We start from the raw sequence: 22853 nt of genomic DNA on the forward strand, positions 1-22853 counted from the left end.
CCGGCCACTTACCTCTATAAGATTGGTGGGAGGTAGATGAAAAAGCGTGAGGTGCTTGCATCTGTCAAGGATGAGAGATTAATAGAAAAGCGACGGGATCAGATGGTTAAAGGTGCGGTAACCCTTTTTAAAGAAAAGGGGTTTCACCGGACAACTACTAGAGAAATTGCTCGCTCTGCAGGTTTTAGTATCGGGACATTATATGAATACATTCGGCAAAAAGAGGATGTGTTGTACTTAGTTTGTGATACGATCTATGATCAGGTACACATCCGGCTTGAACAGGATATTGATATGAAGCAAGGAACAATCGAAAGCTTAAAGCTAGCGATAAAAAATTATTTTAAAGTAGTCGATGACATGCAGGATGAAGTTCTTGTTATGTACCAAGAAGCAAAGTCCTTATCAAAAGATGCACTTCCATATGTATTGAAAAAAGAAGCTGAAATGGCTGCAATGTTTAAGAAGATTATTGAAAGCTGCATCAAAAATGGTGAATTAACACTAACAGAGCAAGAATCAGAACTAATCTCCCATAACATAATCGTTCAAGGGCAAATGTGGGCTTTTAGAAGATGGACGATTCAAAAAAACTATACGATTGACCAATATATTGAGCTGCAAACAAAGGTGATTTTACAAGGCGTTGGTGAGAAATAGTATTCATTTCTCACAGAATGCCATGAAAAGATATCGAAGTTCGCCGATATCACCAAATTTCATCCTAGCCTTTCACATCAAGAGCTACAATTCATCCGAACTAAAAAAATTAATTTTACACAATTGAAAATAAAAGGGGGGTATATAGATGGCAACAATCGAAATCTACAAACCGAAGCACCCAGTTCGCTTTGTAACGGCATCAAGCTTATTTGATGGACATGATGCTTCGATAAATATTATGCGTCGTATTCTACAAGGGAGTGGTGCTGAGGTCATTCATCTTGGTCATAACAGATCAGTAGAAGAAATTGTATCAGCTGCTATTCAAGAGGATGCACAAGGAATTGCCATTTCCTCGTATCAAGGGGGACATGTTGAATTTTTCAAATATATGTATGATCTTTTAGCTGAAAGAGGAGCCGGGCATATACGTCTTTTTGGTGGCGGCGGTGGCGTCATCATTCCTCGGGAAATAAGAGAATTACATGAGTATGGGATTGCAAAGATCTTTTCACCTGAGGATGGTAGGGAATTAGGTCTGCAAGGAATGATCAATTATATGTTAAAGGAATGTGATTTTTCAACTGTAAATGAAAGTGACATGGACCTTGAGAACCTGAAAATAGGAGAGCCTAAAGCTGTTGCAACGTTCATTTCCTATGCAGAAGCAAAGGTTCTTCATAATGAAGCATCTGCTGGTGTTGAATCACTTTTTAAGCAAGTTAATCAACTCGAATCAAAAGCACCAGTTATCGGTATAACGGGTACAGGAGGAGCTGGAAAAAGCTCATTAACCGATGAATTAATCAGAAGGTTTCTAAATGAAGTACCTGAATTGAAAATTGCTGTGCTTTCTGTTGATCCGACTAAGCAAAAAACGGGTGGTGCGCTTTTAGGAGATCGAATCCGAATGAATGCGATTTTTTCACCAAGAGTGTATATGAGGAGCCTAGCGACTCGGAAATCAAAAACCGAGCTTTCCTTAGCGATCCAAGACGCCATTTCAGTTGTAAAAGGTGCTGGCTTTGGCTTAGTTATTGTTGAGACGAGCGGAATTGGTCAAGGAGATGCTGAAATAGCGGAAATTTGTGATCTATCTCTCTACGTCATGACAAGTGAGTTCGGTGCACCATCACAGCTAGAAAAAATCGATATGATCGACTATGCAGATTTAATCGTCATTAATAAATTTGAGCGCAAAGGCTCTGAGGATGCAAAACGCCAGGTGCAGAAGCAATATCAACGAAGTCGGCAATTATTTGATCAGCCGCTAGATGCTATGCCAGTGTTTGGAACAATTGCTAGTCAATTCAATGACCTTGGCACAAACACATTATTTGCTAGACTTTTGGAGTTAATTAATGAAAAGGCAAATAAAAAGTGGCAAACGTCCTTGCCAGTCGCGGATGATGTTGAAAAGCAAAACGTAATTATTCCCCCAGAAAGAAGATATTATTTACGAGAAATTAGTGAAACAGTAAGAAGCTACCACAAGCAATCAGAAGAACAAGCAAATGCAGCAACAAAGCTCTTTCAAGTAAAAGGAACAGTAGAGACTCTTGCAAGCCAAGAAGGAAACGAAGAAGTGATCCGCTCTTTACAGGAATTACAAGCAAGACTTGAAGAAAATTTAACGACACAATCTAAAACACATCTAAAACAATGGGAAGAAATGAAAGAGAAATATGCTCAAAATGAGTTTACAACTGTTATTCGAGACAGAGAAATTGTTACTAAATTAAAGACTGTTTCATTATCCGGTTTATCCATCCCAAAGGTGTCACTACCTAAATATAAGAATGATGGCGACATTTTATCCTGGCTTTATAAAGAAAATGTACCAGGTTCTTTCCCTTACACTGCTGGAGTATTCCCTTTTAAACGCGAAGGTGAAGACCCAAAACGACAATTTGCAGGTGAAGGAACGCCGGAACGAACAAATCGCCGTTTCCATTATTTATCAAAGGATGATACTGCAAAACGGTTAAGTACAGCTTTTGATTCGGTGACTTTATATGGCGAAGATCCAGCACATCGCCCAGATATTTATGGGAAAATTGGTGAGAGTGGAGTAAGCATTTGTACATTAGATGATATGAAAAAGCTATATAGCGGCTTTGACCTTTGTGCTCCTTCTACATCAGTGTCGATGACGATAAATGGTCCGGCACCGATCATCTTAGCAATGTTTATGAATGCGGCAATTGAACAGCAAGTAGAGAAAAAAGAAGTAGAGCATAATCGCTCCCTTACCGAGCACGAATATGATGCAGTAAAATCCTTAACCCTACAAACTGTTAGAGGAACAGTCCAAGCAGATATTTTAAAAGAAGACCAAGGACAAAATACATGTATTTTCTCAACAGAATTCGCATTGAGGCTCATGGGGGATATTCAACAATATTTCATTGATCAAAAGGTGAGAAATTATTATTCTGTCTCGATTTCTGGCTATCATATCGCAGAAGCTGGGGCAAACCCAATTTCTCAGCTAGCGTTTACACTATCAAATGGCTTTACGTATGTGGAATATTATTTAAGTAGAGGCATGGATATAAACTCATTTGCGCCAAACCTGTCCTTCTTCTTTAGTAATGGACTTGATCCAGAATATACAGTAATTGGTCGGGTCGCAAGAAGAATATGGGCTACTGTTATGAGAGATAAGTATGGTGCAAATGAACGAAGTCAAAAGCTTAAATATCATGTTCAAACATCAGGGCGTTCTTTACATGCTCAAGAAATTGATTTTAATGATATTCGTACGACATTACAGGCTCTAATGGCGTTACATGATAACTGTAACTCCCTTCACACAAATGCTTACGATGAAGCAATTACAACTCCGACAGAAGAATCTGTTCGTAGAGCAATGGCGATCCAAATGATTATTACAAAAGAACACGGCTTAACCAAAAATGAAAATCCGCTGCAAGGCTCTTTTATTATCGAGGAATTAACGGATTTAGTAGAGGAAGCAGTTCTTCAGGAATTTGATCGAATCAATGAACGCGGCGGTGTACTTGGCGCCATGGAAACCCAATATCAGCGGGGGAAAATCCAGGATGAATCAATGCATTACGAAATGAAAAAACACACTGGTGAACTGCCGATTATTGGCGTCAATACGTACCTTAATCCAAATCCACCATCACAGGAATCGGTTGATAATATGGAGCTTGCTCGTGCAACAAAAGAGGAGAAAGAAACCCAAATAAATAATTTAAGTGCTTTCCAGCAAGCAAATGCCAAGAAAGTCGATGAGGCGTTACTAAGATTAAAGAAAACCGCAATTGAAAATGGTAATATCTTTGCAGAGCTTATGGAAACAGTAAAGGTAGCAAGTCTTGGTCAAATAACACAAGCACTCTACGAAGTTGGCGGACAGTATAGACGGAATATGTAGTAATATATCTAGCTCATGATTAGCAGGCTGCTAATCATGAGTTTTTAATCGTAGTTTAAATGAAAAAATTGCAAGATTATTACCCAAACTTGCAAAATTCTCTTCTATAGTTGCAAAATAAGTACATAAAGTTGCAAGATTCCACTTCAAAGTTGCAAGAACACCCCGAATTTAGAGGTTAGAGGCCAGATTATGTGACCTTCTATTAAATTCAAAGCGCAAAAAGTTCTTTTGAATATTTTTTACGTGATAAATGTGGCATAAACTGCTAGAATTTGTTTATAATGAATGGTATGATTTGCAGACTTGACTTTAGATTTATACATATTTACGTATTAAATAGATGATTTACCTAGAAAGGGAGTGCCGAGCTTTGAGTCTAAAGCAATTAACAGACGAACAAATAAAAGAAATGGCAATGGTAGAGGTTGCCTATGAACTTTTTGTAGAAGGTAAAAAACCGTACATTTTTAGTGAATTAGTAGAGGAAGTTTCTTCGCTTCTTGGGTTAACAAAAAAACAAGTAGAAGATAAAATCGCTCAATTCTATACAGATATTAATATTGATGGCCGTTTTATTTGTGTAGGAGAAAACATGTGGGGATTACGTACTTGGTATCCTTATGAGCAAATTGAAGAAGAAATTGTGCCAGTTGCGAAGCCTAAAAAGAAAAAGGCGAAAAAAGGTGTCGAGGATGATCTTGAGGATGACTTCGATGTTATTGATGAAGATCTAGATTACGATGACTTTGATGACACGACTGACGATGACGACGATGATGATGATTTCGATGATATAGACGATGTAGATTTAGACGACGATGATGATGATGATCTCATTGATGATGACGATGAAGATTATGATTTAGATGATGATGAAGACGATGATGAAGATGAACTAGATGATGAAGAGGAAGAAAAATAAGCGTAAATCGTCTTGACTTTCTTTTTTCAACTAGGTAGAATCTATTTTGGGCTCTTAAAAAAGCAATCGTTTTGTATTTATTATACATTTACAGCTCCCTTTCAACTTGTTTGGAAGGGGGCTTTCTATTTTTATGTGGAAAATGAGGATTTTGAGCTTAGTTTTTTATTTAGCTCTAGTGTCTAGACCCTAGACCCTTGAGGTCATAAGCCAATTTGCATGAGGCTGAGCAAGGCGCTTTTCGCTTTTCTAGTAAGATTTTTAAGTTTTTGTACAAAATAACATATATAGCTTCTTTAGGGGGAAAATCATGACAAAGTATATTTTTGTAACAGGTGGAGTTGTATCATCATTAGGAAAAGGAATAACAGCTGCTTCATTAGGTAGATTATTGAAAAACCGCGGTGTAAGTGTGACAATTCAAAAGTTTGATCCTTACATAAATGTGGATCCAGGAACAATGAGTCCCTATCAGCATGGTGAGGTTTTTGTAACAGGTGATGGCGCTGAGACTGATCTTGATTTAGGTCACTATGAGCGTTTTATTGATGTTAATCTAACTAAGTTTAACAATGTGACAACAGGTAGAATATATTCAACGGTATTAAAGAAAGAACGTCGTGGCGATTATCTTGGCGGAACAGTTCAAGTTATTCCTCACATCACGAACGAAATTAAGGATCGTGTTTTCCGTGCTGGGAAAGAAACAGGTGCAGACGTTGTAATTACTGAAATTGGTGGAACTGTTGGTGATATCGAATCATTACCATTTTTAGAAGCAATTCGTCAAATTAAGAGTGATGTCGGCCGTGATAATGTTATGTACATTCACTGTACACTCATTCCATATATCAAAGCAGCAGGTGAAATGAAAACAAAACCAACACAGCATAGTGTAAAAGAACTTCGTAGTTTAGGTATTCAACCAAACGTGATCGTTGTTCGTACTGAAATGCCGGTTTCTCAAGATATGAAGGATAAAATTGCCTTATTCTGTGACATCGATACAAATGCTGTGATCGAGTGCCGTGATGCAGAAACACTTTATTCAATTCCATTGGCTTTACAAGATCAACATTTAGATTCTATCGTATGTAAACACTTGAAGCTTCAATGTAATGAAGCAGATATGACTGAGTGGAAAGAACTAGTAAAACGTGTGACAAATCTTTCTAAAACAACAAAGATTGGTCTAGTTGGAAAATATGTTGAATTACAAGACGCTTATATCTCTGTTGTAGAGGCACTTCGTCATGCGGGTTATGAATATGATTCAGACATTGAGATCAAATGGATTAATGCAGAAACATTGAATGAAGACAATGTGAAGGAAGAACTTGAAGATGTCGATGGAATTTTAGTTCCTGGCGGATTTGGTGACCGTGGGGTAGAAGGAAAAATCCTTGCTACAACATATGCACGTGTGAACAAGGTTCCATTCTTAGGAATTTGTCTTGGTATGCAGGTTGCATCAATTGAATTTGCACGTAATGTTGTAGGCTTAAAAGGTGCCAATTCATCTGAAATTGATCCTAACACGCAATACCCTGTTATTGACTTACTTCCGGAGCAAAAGGACATTGAAGATTTAGGTGGAACATTGCGTCTAGGATTATCTCCAAGTAAGTTGATCGAGAACTCACGTGCTTATGAAGCATACAAAGATGAAGTTGTGTATGAGCGTCATCGTCATCGTTATGAATTTAACAATGAATACCGTCAAGCAATGGAAGAAGCAGGCTTTGTTTTCTCTGGGACAACTCCTGATGGACGCCTTGTTGAAATTATTGAAATTAAAGATCATCCATGGTTTGTGGCATCACAATTCCACCCGGAATTCACATCTAGACCAACTAAACCACAACCATTATTCCGTGATTTTGTTCGTGCGTCATTATCTGAATCAGGGAAAAATTAACAATACACTGGTAAAAAATAGTTAAATAGCTTTTTTAGTATAGGAATTGAGCTAACTTATCTTAAAAGGATAAGTTAGCTTTTTTGTGTAATGTTAATTTGCAAGATTGTTTTCTGAAGTTGCAAGATTTTGATTAAAAATTGCAAGATTCCTCATGAAAGTTGCAAAAAAAACTTACTTTTTGCAATAAAGATATAAAAAAAGCAACTAGCTATTGCCAATTGCTTAATATTCATCCTCATATTCATTTAACATCTCTTTAATAGTGAAGGTGATCGCATAATATACATATAACGATGTCATTAACGCAGGGAATCCGTATCTTTCCCCGTCATCACCAGGAATTAGTGGCTGACGTAGCTTAGCATCTACATGAAGGTCTGTAATAGATTCCAACCCTGGATCAGCATTTTTAACTAAAGCAGAAACACCAACTGTTTGCACTCCCTGGTTTGAAAGAGTTTTGGCAATAGAGATTGCTTCTTCATCTGTTGATCGATATGTAAAAAGAAGCACTCGATCTTCTGAAGAAAGCTTTTTAACTTGTCCATTTTGATCAAGAAGTGCCTCAGCACGATTAAAGGGCTCACTACTCATTAAAGCCTCCAAGACAATACCATGAAGCTCGTTAACCCCATAAATATATAGGGTTCCTTCTCCGATTAAAGCTTGCGCAAGAAGTCTTGCACTATCTTCTATATTTATTTCTTCTTGGTCTAGTATTCGATTAAAGTGACCAGTTAATTGTGTCGTGAAAATTTTCATCATAAGTAGCAAAGATCTCCTTTCACATTTCACATGTATAAGGTATTATAACGAAAAGTAGTAAAATCTAAAAGAGAACCAGTTTTCCGTGAGACTTGTAGGGGAAGATTAGATATTACTTAAATGTCATTAGATCCAGCAAAATATGACAATGTTAAGCAGAAATTGTCGACAAATGATTCGAGTAATTTTGCAGGAAATAATAAGTAAGAAAAGAATTACTTAAGTTATGATATAGATAATTTAATCAACAAAGTGGACGAATGTTAATGAAAAACCCTAGTTAATTGGTTAAAAAGCTCCGGTCTTTAGTACCGATTGCTTAAACTGGGTTAGTAGAAGCAAGCTAGATTAAGTAAAGAACAGAAAGTGCTGATAAACTTTGTACATAGCTAGCTTGTAACGTCTAGTGCTTAAAGCAAAACACAAAATTTATTTCGCTTTTAAGATGGCATAATGCCATTGGGATTAAGTATGGAAAAATAAACTAAGAGGTGTAATGATATGTTGAAGGAAAAAATATTAATTGTTGACGATCAATATGGGATTCGAATTTTATTGAATGAAGTTTTTCAAAAAGAGGGGTATCAAACATTTCAGGCAGCAAACGGTTTTCAAGCCTTAGAAATCGTCGAAAAGCATTCCCCAGACTTAGTATTATTAGATATGAAAATCCCGGGTATGGATGGGATTGAAATTTTAAAACGAATGAAAGTTGTCGACCAAGATATTCGTGTTATCATTATGACGGCTTATGGGGAATTAGATATGATTCAAGAAGCGAAGGATTTAGGTGCATTGACACATTTTGCTAAACCTTTTGATATCGATGAAATTCGTGATGCAGTAAAGAAATATTTACCATTAAAAACGAACTAAAACATTATATTACCCAAATATCTGTCGAATTGTTGCTGATTTTCGAAGAAATTGGTATGCTATTAGATGTGAAAAGTATCATGCAGACTCTACATATTAGTGAATATTCTGGTCAAGCTAGGTATGATATACTTTTCTGTATCAGAAAATAAGGTTCATTAGGAGGATTTTTCGACATGCCTTTAGTTTCAATGACAGAAATGCTGAAAACAGCAAAAGACAAAGGATATGCAGTAGGTCAATTTAACTTAAATAATCTTGAGTTCACTCAAGCGATCCTACAAGCAGCTCAAGAAGAGAAGTCACCAGTTATTCTTGGTGTTTCTGAAGGTGCAGCACGCTACATGGGTGGATTTAAAACTGTTGTAAAAATGGTTGAAGGTCTACTTGAGGATTACAAAGTTACTGTACCGGTAGCGATTCACCTTGACCATGGTTCAAGCTATGATAAGTGTAAAGAAGCAATTGATGCTGGATTTACATCTGTTATGATCGATGCTTCACATCACCCATTTGAAGAAAATGTTGAAACAACGAAACAAGTTGTTGAATATGCTCATTCAAAAGGTGTTTCTGTTGAAGCTGAGTTAGGAACTGTTGGTGGACAAGAAGATGACGTTATAGCAGAAGGCGTAATTTACGCAAATCCACAAGAATGTAATGAACTTGTACAACGTACTGGTATTGACTGCTTAGCACCAGCACTTGGTTCTGTTCATGGACCGTACAAAGGTGAACCAAACTTAGGCTACAAAGAGATGGAAGAAATCGCTAACCTAACGGATATGCCATTAGTACTTCACGGTGGTACTGGTATTCCAACACACGATATCCAAAAAGCTATCTCTTTCGGTACAGCGAAAATCAACGTTAACACTGAAAACCAAATTGCTTCTGCAAAAGCGGTTCGTGAAACGTTAGCTGCAAAACCTGAAGAATATGATCCACGTAAATATTTAGGACCAGCTCGTGACGCTATTAAAGCAACAGTAATCGGCAAAATGCGCGAATTTGGTTCTTCAAACCAAGCATAATACAGCTTTACATATAACCGCCTTTTATAAGAGGCGGTTATATTCTGAATAATAAGAAAGCGCTAACAAGCGGTGTGAAGACCTTCTCTAACCTTAACCTAGCTGACTAGAGATAATAGACTCATAGAGTAACGGACAAGAATAAGCCTTGTCCGTTTTGTTAATACCTCCTCCTTTAGTGTGATCATCACCCATCCTAAATTCCAAGAAGAATTCTTAAACTTAAACATTGTTGTCCTGCTTAATAGATGGTTTAATAATAAGAGAGATTATTTATAAATAGTCAATCATTAAACTCTAGGTGAAAGCAATCATAGAAACCAACATTAAAGGAAGTTTCACTTATCTAGTATTGTGATGTATTTACTAAGGCATAAAAGGAAATAAAAGAGATAAACAGGTAGTATTTTTTTACTATCACCAGAATTTGTATCAAAATGGATGATCGTAAAGAAAAAGGCTTTCGCCATTTAGAGCTTGGCGACACCTCAAGCTTTTCGAAGCAATAAAATCCGAAATATTTGTTGACAAGAGATGTATTATTCGGAAAACATGATGGCTAATGAATGTTTAAGCGTGTTTCGTGTAAAGTGAATACATATGTGTGCGAAAATTGCGCAAAGCTCACCCTCCATGTTCTTTCCGGAAAGTCAACTTCTGAAGAAGGGAGACTATTATGGAAAAGTTAAAAGTTGCCGGTGGAGATTTACTGAAAGGTACAGTAAATATAAGCGGGGCAAAAAATAGTGCAGTAGCTTTAATTCCTGCAACCATATTAGCTGAATCACCAGTCACAATCGAAGGATTACCAAACATTTCTGATGTAAATATACTTGGAGATTTATTGGAGGAAATCGGTGGAAAGGTGCTATTGAAAAATAATGAAATGATTGTTGACCCGTCATCGATGATTTCAATGCCTTTGCCGAATGGAAAAGTTAAGAAGCTACGTGCATCCTATTATTTAATGGGAGCAATGCTTGGTCGTTTTAAAAAGGCAGTTATTGGCCTTCCTGGTGGCTGTCATCTAGGACCGCGACCAATTGATCAGCATATTAAAGGTTTTGAAGCATTAGGTGCGCAAATAACGAATGAACAAGGTGCAATCTATTTGCGGGCAGATGAACTGCGTGGTGCGCGAATTTATTTAGATGTTGTAAGTGTAGGAGCAACAATTAACATTATGCTTGCTGCTGTTTTAGCAAAAGGTAGAACGATTATTGAAAACGCTGCAAAGGAACCAGAAATTATTGATGTAGCAACATTGCTTACGAGCATGGGGGCAAAAATTAAAGGGGCAGGAACAGACGTCATTCGAATCGATGGAGTTGAGAGACTGCATGGCTGCCGTCATTCAATTATTCCTGACCGGATTGAAGCTGGAACTTACATGATTATCGGAGCAGCAATGGGAAGAGAAGTGATGATCGATAATGTCATCCCACTTCATTTAGAATCACTAATTGCAAAGCTAAGAGAAATGGGTCTTCATATTGAAACGAGCAATGATCAAATATTAATTATCGGCGGTCAAAAGGAACTAAAGGCTGTTGATATTAAAACCCTCGTTTACCCAGGATTTCCAACTGATCTTCAACAGCCGTTCACTTCATTCTTAACAAGAGCTACAGGAACGAGTGTTGTAACTGATACAATTTACTCTGCTAGATTTAAACATATAGATGAGCTAAGAAGAATGGGCGCTATAATAAAAGTTGAAGGCCGTTCTGCAATTGTCTCTGGCCCAACAAGACTTCAAGGTGCTAGAGTTAAAGCAAGTGATTTACGAGCAGGAGCAGCTTTAGTATGTGCGGGCCTTATGGCTGAAGGAGTAACAGAAATAACTGGTTTAGAGCATATCGATCGTGGATATAGTCAGTTAGAGGAAAAGCTATCAGGACTAGGAGCTACGATCTGGCGTGAAAAATTAACAGATAAAGAAATCGAGCAACTGCAAAATTCATAAGAAGAGGGCATGCGCCTTGTTTATTTGATGGAACACATAGCTTTAAGAAAAAACCAACCCACCGCACTACTTGGTAAATAGCAACAAATTTTGGCGAGTCAGCCTAATAAAAAAAGATAAAGATATCTACATTTTGGAAAGTGAGGGAATAAAATCTCACTTTCCTTCTATAAAAACCTCTAACTTCAAATAGATTTTCCAAAAATGATTGATTAAATCTCTAAAATAGGGTAAAAATAAAGAGTGCTGCATGAATTACTGCAAATCTACTTCAAGCTCACCTTCATTTTCCTTCTCGATCCAAACGTGATAGTTTTTTCTTCATTAATGCAACTGATGGTAAATCTTCTAATATGTGAAATTTGCTATCTAATTACGTTTTCATTACCAGTAGAAATGAATTTGACAATCGATAGATGGAAAACAATTGTAAAAAATTGAAAATTAAAAAGAGTGGTGTTTTTATGAATCAAGTTTCAATTTCTTCATTAGAACATATGAAACTGAAAGAATTATATGAGCTTGCCCGTCATTATAAAGTTTCCTATTACAGCAAGCTGACGAAAAAAGAATTAATTTTTGCTATATTAAAAGCAAATGCTGAACAAGAGGATTTATTATTTATGGAAGGTGTCTTAGAAATCATCCAGTCTGAAGGCTTTGGCTTCTTAAGACCAATTAACTATTCACCAAGCTCAGAAGATATTTATATTTCAGCTTCCCAAATTAGGCGTTTTGATTTGCGAAATGGGGACAAAGTATCTGGTAAGGTTCGTCCTCCAAAAGAAAATGAACGCTATTACGGTTTGCTTCATGTAGAAGCGGTTAACGGCGAAGATCCAGAGACGGCAAAGGAACGTGTTCACTTCCCAGCATTAACTCCTCTCTATCCAGATAGACAAATTTACCTAGAAACAAAACCAAATTATTTATCCACAAGAATTATGGACCTAATCGCACCAGTTGGTTTTGGTCAACGTGGATTGATTGTTGCCCCTCCTAAGGCAGGGAAGACAATGCTGTTAAAAGAAATTGCGAACAGTGTTACAACGAACAATCCTGAAGCAGAACTAATCGTTTTATTAATCGATGAGAGACCTGAAGAAGTAACTGATATTGAACGTTCTGTAGCTGGAGACGTGGTTAGCTCGACGTTTGATGAAGTTCCAGAAAATCATATTAAAGTAGCAGAGTTAGTGCTTGAGCGAGCGATGCGTCTTGTTGAACATAAAAAGGATGTTATTATTTTAATGGATAGCATTACACGTTTAGCACGTGCATACAATCTGGTCATTCCTCCAAGTGGTCGAACATTATCTGGTGGTATTGATCCAGCTGCTTTCCATCGCCCTAAACGTTTCTTTGGTGCAGCACGTAACATTGAAGAGGGTGGAAGCTTAACAATCCTTGCAACAGCGCTAGTCGATACAGGTTCTCGTATGGATGACGTTATTTATGAGGAATTCAAAGGAACTGGTAACATGGAGCTTCATTTAGACCGCTCACTTGCAGAAAAGCGTATCTTCCCAGCAATCGATATCCGTCGTTCTGGTACAAGAAAAGAAGAGCTGCTTGTTCCAAAAGATCATCTTGATAAATTATGGGCAATTCGCAAGTCAATGACAGATTCTCCAGACTTTGTTGAAAAGTTCCTAAGAAAGCTTCGTCAAACAAAATCAAACGAAGAATTCTTTAGTAATTTAGATGTTGAAATGAAATCAGCTAGGAAAGTAACTAAGTAGTATTAGCGGGGAGCAAGGCACCTGCGCTTTTCGAATTGTCTAGCTCCGGTGCCTAGCCCCTTGGGGTCATAAGCCACTCACGAATTGAAGGTAAAGAACACCTTCTATTCGTGAGTGTCTTATGCCTGTCGGGGCTGAACAAGGCACCTGCGCTTTTCGAATTGTCTAGCTCCAGCTCCCAGCGACTAGTGAACTTCACACTCCTCCTTACGATAAGTCAACATCGAATCGCTAGTGCTCTTCGTGTTTCCTTTATCTCATACGGAGTGCTCTTTTTTCTACGTCGCTAAACGGTCGCTTCCGCTTTTCGAATTAGTAATATTTAACTTCAGCTTGCTTTTAAACTTGGCACTTGTTATAATTTCATCATGTGCTTTTCTAGTGATGGTTCGTCAATCGGACGAGTTACACCTAGATATTTAACTCTGTTTCGAATGATTCAGGGCGGAAGGAGATGAAAAGAATGAAAACAGGAATTCATCCAAACTTTAATAAGGTTATGGTGAACTGCGCTTGTGGTAACGAATTCGAAACTGGCTCTGTAATGAAAGAGATCAAAGTTGAGGTTTGTTCTGAGTGTCATCCATTCTACACAGGACGTCAAAAATTTGCAGATGCAGGTGGACGTGTAGATAAATTCAATAAAAAATACGGCATTAAGCAACAGCAACAATAAAGGCTTTTTCCAACAGGCAAGACGAAACTGCTCTTGCCTGTTTTTTCACGCCAACTTTTGTGATTTTTAGGCTTTAACCCATATTATTTGGAGAATTTGATCACTTTAGTGAGTGTTAGATAAGTTTATCTAGCTTCGGTGAGAGTGGAAAGAAACCTCACTCGTGGAAGTTTTACTTTAGGGTATCCTACATATATTGGTAGGGATTTTTGAACGTATGTGATGCATGAAGTTTCATGTTTTATATAGATGGTAAAGTACCAATATAAACGGTACGGTCAATCGACTCGGGAATATGATGACGAAGGGAGAGGCCGTTTTAATGTATGTAATGAAACAAAGTGGATGGCTTGAAATTATTTGCGGAAGCATGTTTTCAGGTAAATCAGAGGAACTCATTCGCAGAGTTCGACGTGCGCAATTTGCGAAACAAGAAGTAAAGGTGTTTAAGCCTAGTATAGATAACCGCTATAGTGAAGAAGAGGTAGTTTCACATAATGGTACGGCGATTATTAGTAAACCAGTGGCTTCCTCTATTGAAATTTTAGAATATATTACTGAGAAAACAGACGTTATTGCTGTTGATGAAGTACAGTTCTTTGATGAACATATTTGTGATGTGCTAACACTCTTAGCTAATCAAGGTTACCGTGTAATAGCTGCAGGGTTAGATCAAGATTTTAGAGGCGAACCTTTTAGTGTTGTACCACAATTAATGGCAATTGCTGAATTAGTCACAAAGCTTCAAGCTGTTTGCTCTGTTTGTGGATCACCGGCAAGTCGCACGCAAAGACTGATTAATGGTAAGCCTGCGTTATATGATGATCCAATTATTCTTGTGGGGGCATCAGAGTCCTATGAGCCGAGATGCAGACATCATCACGAGGTTCCTGGCTCACCCGTGAAGGATTATAAAAAAGAAAATAGTGCAATGAATTAATAATACAAGTTACACCATGCCGACTATATTGGCATGGTGTTTTTTTTTGTCTAGAAAATTATAAAATGCTAGTACTGTGGCTAAGCGCTAGGCATCCAGATCCAGCGCCTAGCACCTATAGGTCATAAGCCATTCATGAAATGAAGGTAAAAAAGACTTTCTATTCATGAGCGTCTTATGCTTGTCAGGGATGTTTAAGGAGCGTGCGCTTTTGTTCGTTGGTTTGAAATATGGAAATGAATCCTTACATGACCAACCAACACTGTGAATGTCCTAAGATAATACCTTTAGTGAAAGCTTCAAATTAAAACCATCCTTTAGTAGAGTTTACTTATTTTCATATTTTAGAAGAAACTAGATGAAGTTTATTGTGTTTTTTCGTTAGTTTGGTTGGCTGAACAGAGTTAAACAACAAGAATCAATGTTTTTTTAATGATAAAACAACATAATACAAAACCTTTACATTTCCTTCATACAGAATTAATATTGTGTGTTTATATTGTACTTATAAACGATGTTAAAGAAATGGAGTGTAAATCAATGATAAAACACATTACGAAATTTGTTTTAGTACTAGCTTTAATGCTTTTAGCGGGTTGTGGAAATTCAAACCAGTCCTCCTCTTTAGACAACAACGAGGGCAGTGATTTATCTGGTGAATTAACAGTTTACACAGCAATTGAGGAGGAACTTATTCCACAATATATAGAAACGTTTGAGGCTCAGTATCCAGATGTAAAATTAAATATTGTACGTGATTCGACGGGGGTAATTACAGCTAAGCTTTTATCAGAAGGTAAAAATACGAGTGCAGATGTAGTGTGGGGACTTGCAGCATCAAGTCTGCTTGCGTTAGATCAAAAAGATCTGCTTGCTGGTTATACTCCAGAAGCTAGTGACAAAATTGGCGCTTCTTTTAAAGATTCTAAGGAACCGCTTAAATGGGTTGGAAATACAGCATTTATGACAGGTGTTGTTGTGAATACAGAAGAATTAAAGAAAAAAAATATCCCTGTTCCAAAAACATTTGAAGAATTATTAAAGCCTGAATACAAAGATATGATTGTTATGCCGCACCCAGCATCTTCTGGGACAGGCTTTTTAACAGTATCGGCTTGGCTGCAAATGATGGGCGAAGAGAAGGGTTGGGAGTATATGGAGAAATTACATGAAAACGTTGCAACATATACTCACTCAGGTTCTAAACCTGCAAAATTAGCTGCAGCTGGTGAATATCCTATTGGTATTTCATTAGTATACAGTGGTGTACAGCAAAAGCAAGAGGGAGCACCAGTAGAGGTGATTTTACCGTCTGAAGGACTTGGATGGGAAGTAGAAGCAAATGCATTAATCAACAAAGAAGATGCAAAAAATGAAGAGCTTGCAAAAGCATTTCTTGATTGGGCACTTACGGATGATGTTATGAAAAAGTATTATGATGCCAATGGATTTTCAACAATGGAAAACGATTTTGAAATCCCTGAAGGATTCCCTGCAAATGTAGATGAAAAAATGTACTCTGAAAATAATTTGAATTGGGCTGCTGAAAATCGCGATTCTATTCTTAAGGATTGGGATGCCAAATTTAACGCTAAAGCAGAGCAAGAAGAGTAGGGCTAAATAAGAAGAGTCATGTGAGGAAAGGTGCGGTTCCCGCATGAATGACCTTTTTTTGTACATGGCTCTTTTCTAAAAGATTGTTGTTTTTGAACAAAACTGATTAGGTTGATTGGAACGGATATGCGAGACTCCTGTGGGAGTAGCGGGATAGATGAGACCCCGCAGGCGCTTTGCGCTGAGGAGGCTCATCACCCGCCCCACGGAAAGCGAGCATCCTGGAGCGCCAATCAACCAACCCAATACTATTTAAAAGCAACAAAGTTTGCGAAAACAGCCTTGTACATATCACTTTACGAGCGAAAGAAGTGTCAGTAAGTACTGCTTATAAGAATAAAAAATAGGAGTGGAAATAATGAAGAATAAAAAGTTGTTGAAAAAACTAGCTTTATCCTCTTTATGTGTTGCAGTTGTAGCTCCATCCGTTACTTTAAGCAATTTAGTACCTGTAAATGTTTATGCAGAAGAATTAAGTGTTTATAACGAAGCAATTCAACGGATTGCCTCTTATTCGTTTGAAGATAATGCCTCTGATTCATCAGGGGAAAATCATCATGGGGTTTTAGCTGGAAATATTTCTTTTGTTAATGGTTTGTCTGGAAAAGCAGCAAGTTTTAATGGAGGAAAAATCACATTACCTAAAAATGAACTCCAATTTGGAGCAGATCAAGATTTCAGTGTTTCATTTTGGCTGAAAGCGTCTCCTACGGACGATGATGTCATTATTTCCAACAAGAACTGGGATTCTGGTGCAAATCAAGGATGGTTAATAGGAATTGAGAATAATTTTTTACTATGGAATTGGAAAGGTTCTAATTCAAATCGTTTAGATTTAAAACAACAAAAGAAAATTGTCGTAGCTGATAATAAATGGCATCATATTGTTGTTACGCATGACCGGGATCAGACAGCAAAGTTTTATAAAGATGGACAATTAGAGCATGAAATGAACATTGCTGGCAAAGGTGACATTAATACAGGTTTGGAATTAAACATTGGAGCTGATGGAAACAATCACTACCAATTGAAAAATGGGATCATTGATGAAATGGGTATAACAAATACAGTACTGAATCAGGAAAGTGTTCAGACATTGTACAATGAATATAAAGATGCGGCTAATCCGCCATTAACGGAAAAGTTTAATGGGAAAGTAGATTTTGTAGGTGCTGAGCACACAGTAAATGGTGCGGAATTTACGTTAAATCTTCATCTGCGTACGAATAATATGGAAAACGGTGTCGATAAAATTCATTCCTTCGTAAACTTTGATGCAAGTAAATTCGAATTTGTTTCAGGGCCAGAGGGAGTAACTGAAAAACAACCAGGTGTTCTTGAAATTGATGTGGATGGTGGAAAGAATTTCAATGATAAGTTAGCTTATGATTATGCAAATACAAAAATTGCCGAGCTTCGTTTTAAATCAAAAGTAGAAACTGGAACTGGTGAATTTGAAATAACTGACAGTGAATTTTATACGTCTAATGAAAAATATGAGATTGAGAGTTTAGAACAATCTAGTGCGACAGTGACGATTCATGGGAAGGACCAATTGGATAAGAATGAAGATGGCTCGATTACGATCAGCGATCTTTTTGGATCAGATCTTTCGGATGAACTGAAACAGCAAATTGCTGAAAATATTGATACGAAACCTTATAAACATGTTGTGGTAATAGGCATAGACGGTGGGGGAGAAGGCATTCATAAGAAAGCACCTTATTTCGAAACTAAAAATTCATTTCGACAAGAGGTTGGTGATGTTTTGAATATCCCGCATATTCGCTCACTTGTTGAGGGAGGGGCTGTTTCATATACCGCTCAAGCTGTCTTACCATCTTCATCATCACCAAACTGGGGAGCAATGATTTCTGGGGTAGGCTATGATAAGCATCAAATTTATAACACCGAGAGTGGTAAGTGGTATTATCATCTAAATGAATATCCAACTGTATTCAAAAAAATTCGCGAACAAATGCCAGATAGTAAAATGGCAGCATTTTCAAATTGGAAAAACATCACTCAAGGTCATATTGAACCTTCTGTAGGGGTAGAGACATATAATGGAAATGATGCAACAGTAGCACAACAAGTTAGCCAATACGTTACAAGTGAGAAAATGAGAGATACTTCACTTATCTTTATTCAGCTTGATGAATTAGATGGTGTTGGTCATACGTATGGCTTCTATTCGAAAGCATATTACGAAAAATTAAACAATGATATTGATAAACATGTAAATACCATCGTTGGAGCTATTGATGAAGCTGGTATAAGAGAAGAAACGCTGATCTTATTAACCTCGGATCATGGTGGTGGTACTGAAACAGAAGAGGGTGGAAATACAAGCGAAGGATCTCATGGGCAAGATTCAGAACTTGCAAAAACGATTTATTTAGGTGCTAACGGCCGTACCGTTGCAACTGAGGAAAATGGAGAAAAAATTCTTACTGGTGGAAGCAATGTAGATGTAGCAACGACTATTTTATATGGACTTGATCTAAACGATCCGACAATCGGTGACGGAACTGTGCTTGATGGGATGTTTGTCGAACAAAGCGATATAAATAATGAAAATGCGCCAACTCTTACACTACAACGTGATAAAAAGACTTATCATGTGTTATTTGATGGTATGGATAAGCTTTATTCAACTGGACAGAAGGCAGTAGAAATAGATATTAATATAAATAATGTTGAAATTAAAAAAATCAAGTCTCAAAAGGGTGTGAAAATCCATTCTGCCCAAGAAAATGGTGATACCATTAAAATAGTTGCAATGATTGATTCGACAGTATCATTGAAGAAGCCGTTAATTGAATTGAAAACAGCTAACAACAAAAATGCACCAAATAAATTAACGATTTCTGAAGCTTATGTGACTTCATCAGATGGGAAAGATATTATGCTGAACCTGAAAGCTGAAGAAAAACGATAAGGAAGAAGCTATTCATTTGAACGGTCATTTACAGCCTGGAGTATCCTCCAGGCTGTTTTGCTCTTTAAATTAGTATTTAGTTTAATTTTGTTTGTTCAGAGGGTTAGGAGTAAACAAAGGCTTTACATATCTAGCTTAAGAAAAATCACAAAAAACCACAAAAAATAGTAAAAGTTCACCCGAAAAACAACACAATACAAAATCTTTACATTGTCTTCATACTAACTTAACATTGTGGATTTATATTGTATTTATAAGGTGTTACATAGATACTATAGGTGAAACAATAAGAAACCACATTTTTTGATTTTAATATCGTTTTCCAATCGGAAAAACCAAGAAATAATGTGACTTTTACTAAATTTGTTCACCTTAAAAAAGGACAAGACAACAATGTAAGACACAAACAACCAAGGTAACACTTTGTCCTACAAGTCAATGCAAGGGCTCCCCCGTTCTTGCATTGATGATGAAAAATGAAGTGGCGACTTGATCTCCAAGTCCATGAGTCTCTAGATTGCCATAGTTGATTCATCGTTACATGCAAATTGAAATAGGTGTTTAAAAAGTATATTAAAAGTAGAAAAGGAGGATCTTCCTCATGAAACATCCCTTTTTGGAAATAGGTCAAATCTCTAAGCAATATGGGAATTTTACAGCATTAGAAGATATACATTTTACCATCGATAAAAATGAGTTTGTTTGTTTACTAGGTCCAAGTGGCTGCGGGAAAACAACGTTATTACGAATTATCGCTGGGCTGGATACGCCTAACAATGGTTATATCAAACTAGAAGGAAAAGATATTACGAGTTTACCACCTTCAAAGCGTGACTTCGGAATTGTCTTTCAATCATATGCGCTCTTTCCTAATTTAACGGCCTATCAAAACGTGGAATATGGGTTGAAAAATCGAAATATGAAGAAATCAGTAAGACAAGAGCGTGTCCATGAAGCTCTTAAGATGGTTGATTTAGTGAATATTCAGAAGAAATATCCCACACAGCTTTCAGGAGGTCAGCAACAGCGTGTTGCACTTGCAAGGGCGATTGCATTATCTCCAAAATTCTTACTTTTAGATGAACCACTTTCTGCACTGGATGCAAAGGTAAGAGATAGGCTTAGATATGAAATTCGAGCGATTCAAGAAAAGCTTGGGATCACAACAATAATGGTTACGCATGATCAAGAAGAAGCATTAACAATGGCAGATAAAGTGGTTGTTATGAACAATGCGAAAATCATGCAGATTGGATCTCCGCAAGTCATCTACAATCAGCCACAACATCCATTTGTAGCTGATTTTATCGGTTCAATCAATATGTGGAAGCAAGAACAAGGAAATAATAAGTTGATCGGAATTCGACCGGAGCATATTCAACTTTCACATCAAGGTGGAGTCAAAGCTCGTGTAGAAAGTCTTGAATTTAGAGGGGCGATTTATCGACTACAACTACATGTGGAGGATGCTAATTCATATTTGAATAATAAACGTATAAAAGTGGATGTTTCTGCGTCGACGATTAGTGAATTTAAGCTAATAAAGGGTTCAATTGTATCGCTAAACTTTCCGGAAACGCACTTATTAACATATGAAGAACAGGCGGTGATCTAACGGTGGGTTTCAGATCACAGGATGGTGTTCCATTTGGAAAGATCAAGCAAAAAAATAGTGCGAATGAAAGACTACAAACAGTCTTAATTCTCTTTGTACTTCTGTCATTTTTTGCTGCATTAGTGGTACCGGTTAGTACATTGTTTTCACAAACGGTATTAAATAATGAAGGAGAGTTTATAGGACTTCAGAATTTTATTGAGTACTTCCAAACACCATCACTTGTCACGTCCTTGAAGAATACATTATTCACTTCAACGATGACGTTGGTCATTTCTGTGAGTTTAGCATTTTACTATGCGTATTGCCTTACAAGAACAGAAATAAAAGGGAAAACATGGTTTCGATATATTGCTTTGCTTCCCTTGTTTGCTCCTACGATGATGCATGGAATTGCCTTAATGTACATATTCGGTAATCAAGGGATTGTAACGAACGGGTTCTTTGGTTACTTACCAGGAGTTGATATTGAGCTATATGGTGCTACGGGCATTATCATAGCAGAAGTTATTTATACCTTTCCACAGGCGTTTTTAATTTTATATATTACATTGCAACAAACAGATTATCGGTTATATGAAGCAGCTAACACGCTTGGTACAAATAAGTGGAAGCAATTCTTAACGATTACACTGCCCAGCTCCAAATATGGATTAATTAGCTCGATGTTTGTTGTGTTTACGTTAAGCTTTACTGATTACGGGGCGCCAAAAGTAGTTGGTGGCCAATTCAATGTCCTAGCAACAGATATTTATAAGCAAGTTGTAGGGCAGCAAAACTTATCAATGGGTGCTACTGTCGGTGTGATCTTAATGATTCCTGCGCTGTTTGCGTTTTTGGTTGACCAAATAACTCAGCAAAAGCAGGCATCTTACCTCACAGCAAAATCGATACCTTATCGAATTAACAAGAATAAAGGGAGAGATTGGGTCGCCTTCTTATATTGTTTTGCGATCTCAGGATTTTTCTTATTGCTCATCCTTGCCGTTTTGATCGCTGCCTGCACTAAAATGTGGCCATATAACTTAAGCTTTACGCTTGATCATTTTACATTTTCAAGTTTTACAGGTGATGGTTTAGTCGCCTATAAAAATAGTTTAATTGCAGCTGCATTAACGGCAGTTTTTGGAACGATCATTACATTTATTTTTGCTTATGCAATTGAAAAGCTGCGTAAGCATGTTGGGTTACGGAAGGTTGGGAATTTGTTATCCATCATTCCCCTCGCATTACCGGGACTGGTGATTGGGATAAGTTATATCTTCTTCTTTAGCAAGCCTGAACTTACTATATTCGGAATGACATTAACAAATCCGTTGAATTTCCTATATGGCTCGATTGCCATTATCGTCATTGCGAATATCTTACACTTCTATTCTGTCGCCTTTGTTACAGCGACAACATCTTTGAAGAAGCTAGATAAAGAATTTGAACTAGTGTCAGAGTCAATGGGTGTTCAGTTCTATCGGACATTTTTTAAGGTGACGGTACCTATGTGTTTGCCTGCTATCTTGGAAATGGCGATGTATTACTTTGTGAATAGCATGGTGACTATTTCCGCTGTTGTCTTTTTGTACACTGCAGACTTTAAGCTTGCAGCGATATCAATTGTCAATATGGATGATGCGGGAAATTTAGCTTCAGCCGCAGCGATGAGTTTCCTAATTGTCATCACAAATATTGTTATCAGAGTATCGTATGAGGCAGCCGTCAAGGGTTTAACATCAAAATCGGAAAAATGGAAAACAACAAAAATCAAAGCTGCTTAA

At 37.2% G+C, this 22853-nt stretch carries 15 protein-coding genes; 14 read left to right on the forward strand and 1 reads right to left on the reverse strand.

What is annotated here, in order from left to right:
• The first annotated feature begins 36 nt into the window (after nucleotides 1-36).
• From WCV66_RS04630 to WCV66_RS04645, 4 genes are all read left to right on the forward strand, one after another.
• Entirely contained in the window at nucleotides 37-660 is a 624-nt protein-coding gene (locus tag WCV66_RS04630) for a TetR/AcrR family transcriptional regulator (RefSeq protein WP_338788050.1), read from the forward strand.
• 148 nt (nucleotides 661-808) lie between these two features.
• Complete coding sequence (gene icmF / locus WCV66_RS04635) at nucleotides 809-4069, forward strand: fused isobutyryl-CoA mutase/GTPase IcmF (protein ID WP_338788051.1); 3261 nt, start codon at nucleotides 809-811, stop codon at nucleotides 4067-4069.
• A gap of 373 nt (nucleotides 4070-4442) precedes the next feature.
• Nucleotides 4443-4994, forward strand: a complete 552-nt coding sequence (gene rpoE, locus WCV66_RS04640; protein WP_338788052.1) for a DNA-directed RNA polymerase subunit delta — start codon at nucleotides 4443-4445, stop codon at nucleotides 4992-4994.
• A gap of 310 nt (nucleotides 4995-5304) precedes the next feature.
• Nucleotides 5305-6912: a CTP synthase gene (locus WCV66_RS04645; RefSeq protein ID WP_066328522.1), complete on the forward strand. Its 1608-nt coding sequence runs from the start codon at nucleotides 5305-5307 to the stop codon at nucleotides 6910-6912.
• A gap of 225 nt (nucleotides 6913-7137) precedes the next feature.
• On the opposite strand, the gene WCV66_RS04650 is transcribed toward WCV66_RS04645, so the two are convergent.
• A complete protein-coding gene (locus WCV66_RS04650; protein WP_066328527.1) occupies nucleotides 7138-7680 on the reverse strand; it encodes a DUF2529 family protein in 543 nt (180 codons plus the stop codon).
• Between the two features lie 501 nt (nucleotides 7681-8181).
• Between WCV66_RS04650 and WCV66_RS04655 the strand changes: the two genes are divergently transcribed.
• The 10 genes from WCV66_RS04655 (at nucleotide 8182) to WCV66_RS04700 (ending at nucleotide 22853) form a co-directional block, all read left to right on the forward strand.
• A complete protein-coding gene (locus tag WCV66_RS04655; RefSeq protein WP_157094309.1) occupies nucleotides 8182-8556 on the forward strand; it encodes a response regulator in 375 nt (124 codons plus the stop codon).
• A gap of 176 nt (nucleotides 8557-8732) precedes the next feature.
• Nucleotides 8733-9590, forward strand: coding sequence for a class II fructose-bisphosphate aldolase (locus tag WCV66_RS04660; RefSeq protein WP_066328528.1), 858 nt, complete (start codon nucleotides 8733-8735; stop codon nucleotides 9588-9590).
• Between the two features lie 676 nt (nucleotides 9591-10266).
• Complete coding sequence (locus WCV66_RS04665; protein WP_066328529.1) at nucleotides 10267-11556, forward strand: UDP-N-acetylglucosamine 1-carboxyvinyltransferase; 1290 nt, start codon at nucleotides 10267-10269, stop codon at nucleotides 11554-11556.
• 464 nt (nucleotides 11557-12020) lie between these two features.
• Nucleotides 12021-13298 carry a transcription termination factor Rho gene (rho, locus tag WCV66_RS04670; RefSeq protein ID WP_066328530.1) on the forward strand — a complete coding sequence of 426 codons (1278 nt, stop codon included), beginning with the start codon at nucleotides 12021-12023 and terminating at the stop codon, nucleotides 13296-13298.
• A gap of 463 nt (nucleotides 13299-13761) precedes the next feature.
• A complete protein-coding gene (rpmE, locus tag WCV66_RS04675; protein ID WP_066328533.1) occupies nucleotides 13762-13974 on the forward strand; it encodes a 50S ribosomal protein L31 in 213 nt (70 codons plus the stop codon).
• 322 nt (nucleotides 13975-14296) lie between these two features.
• Nucleotides 14297-14914 (forward strand): thymidine kinase, encoded by a 618-nt coding sequence (locus tag WCV66_RS04680; protein ID WP_338788054.1) that lies wholly within the window; start codon nucleotides 14297-14299, stop codon nucleotides 14912-14914.
• 540 nt (nucleotides 14915-15454) lie between these two features.
• Nucleotides 15455-16528 carry a putative 2-aminoethylphosphonate ABC transporter substrate-binding protein gene (locus WCV66_RS04685; RefSeq protein ID WP_338788055.1) on the forward strand — a complete coding sequence of 358 codons (1074 nt, stop codon included), beginning with the start codon at nucleotides 15455-15457 and terminating at the stop codon, nucleotides 16526-16528.
• 358 nt (nucleotides 16529-16886) lie between these two features.
• On the forward strand, nucleotides 16887-19469 hold the full coding sequence (locus WCV66_RS04690; protein WP_338788056.1) for a LamG-like jellyroll fold domain-containing protein: 2583 nt from the start codon (nucleotides 16887-16889) through the stop codon (nucleotides 19467-19469).
• Nucleotides 19470-20070: 601 nt separating this feature from the next.
• Entirely contained in the window at nucleotides 20071-21084 is a 1014-nt protein-coding gene (locus WCV66_RS04695; protein WP_338788057.1) for an ATP-binding cassette domain-containing protein, read from the forward strand.
• Nucleotides 21085-21086: 2 nt separating this feature from the next.
• The gene (locus WCV66_RS04700) at nucleotides 21087-22853 is read left to right on the forward strand and encodes a putative 2-aminoethylphosphonate ABC transporter permease subunit (RefSeq protein WP_338788058.1); all 1767 of its coding nucleotides are present in this window, start codon (nucleotides 21087-21089) and stop codon (nucleotides 22851-22853) included.

It is taken from the genome of Metabacillus rhizosphaerae (genome assembly GCF_037201795.1).
GTDB classification, from domain to species: Bacteria; Bacillota; Bacilli; order Bacillales; family Bacillaceae; genus Metabacillus; species Metabacillus rhizosphaerae.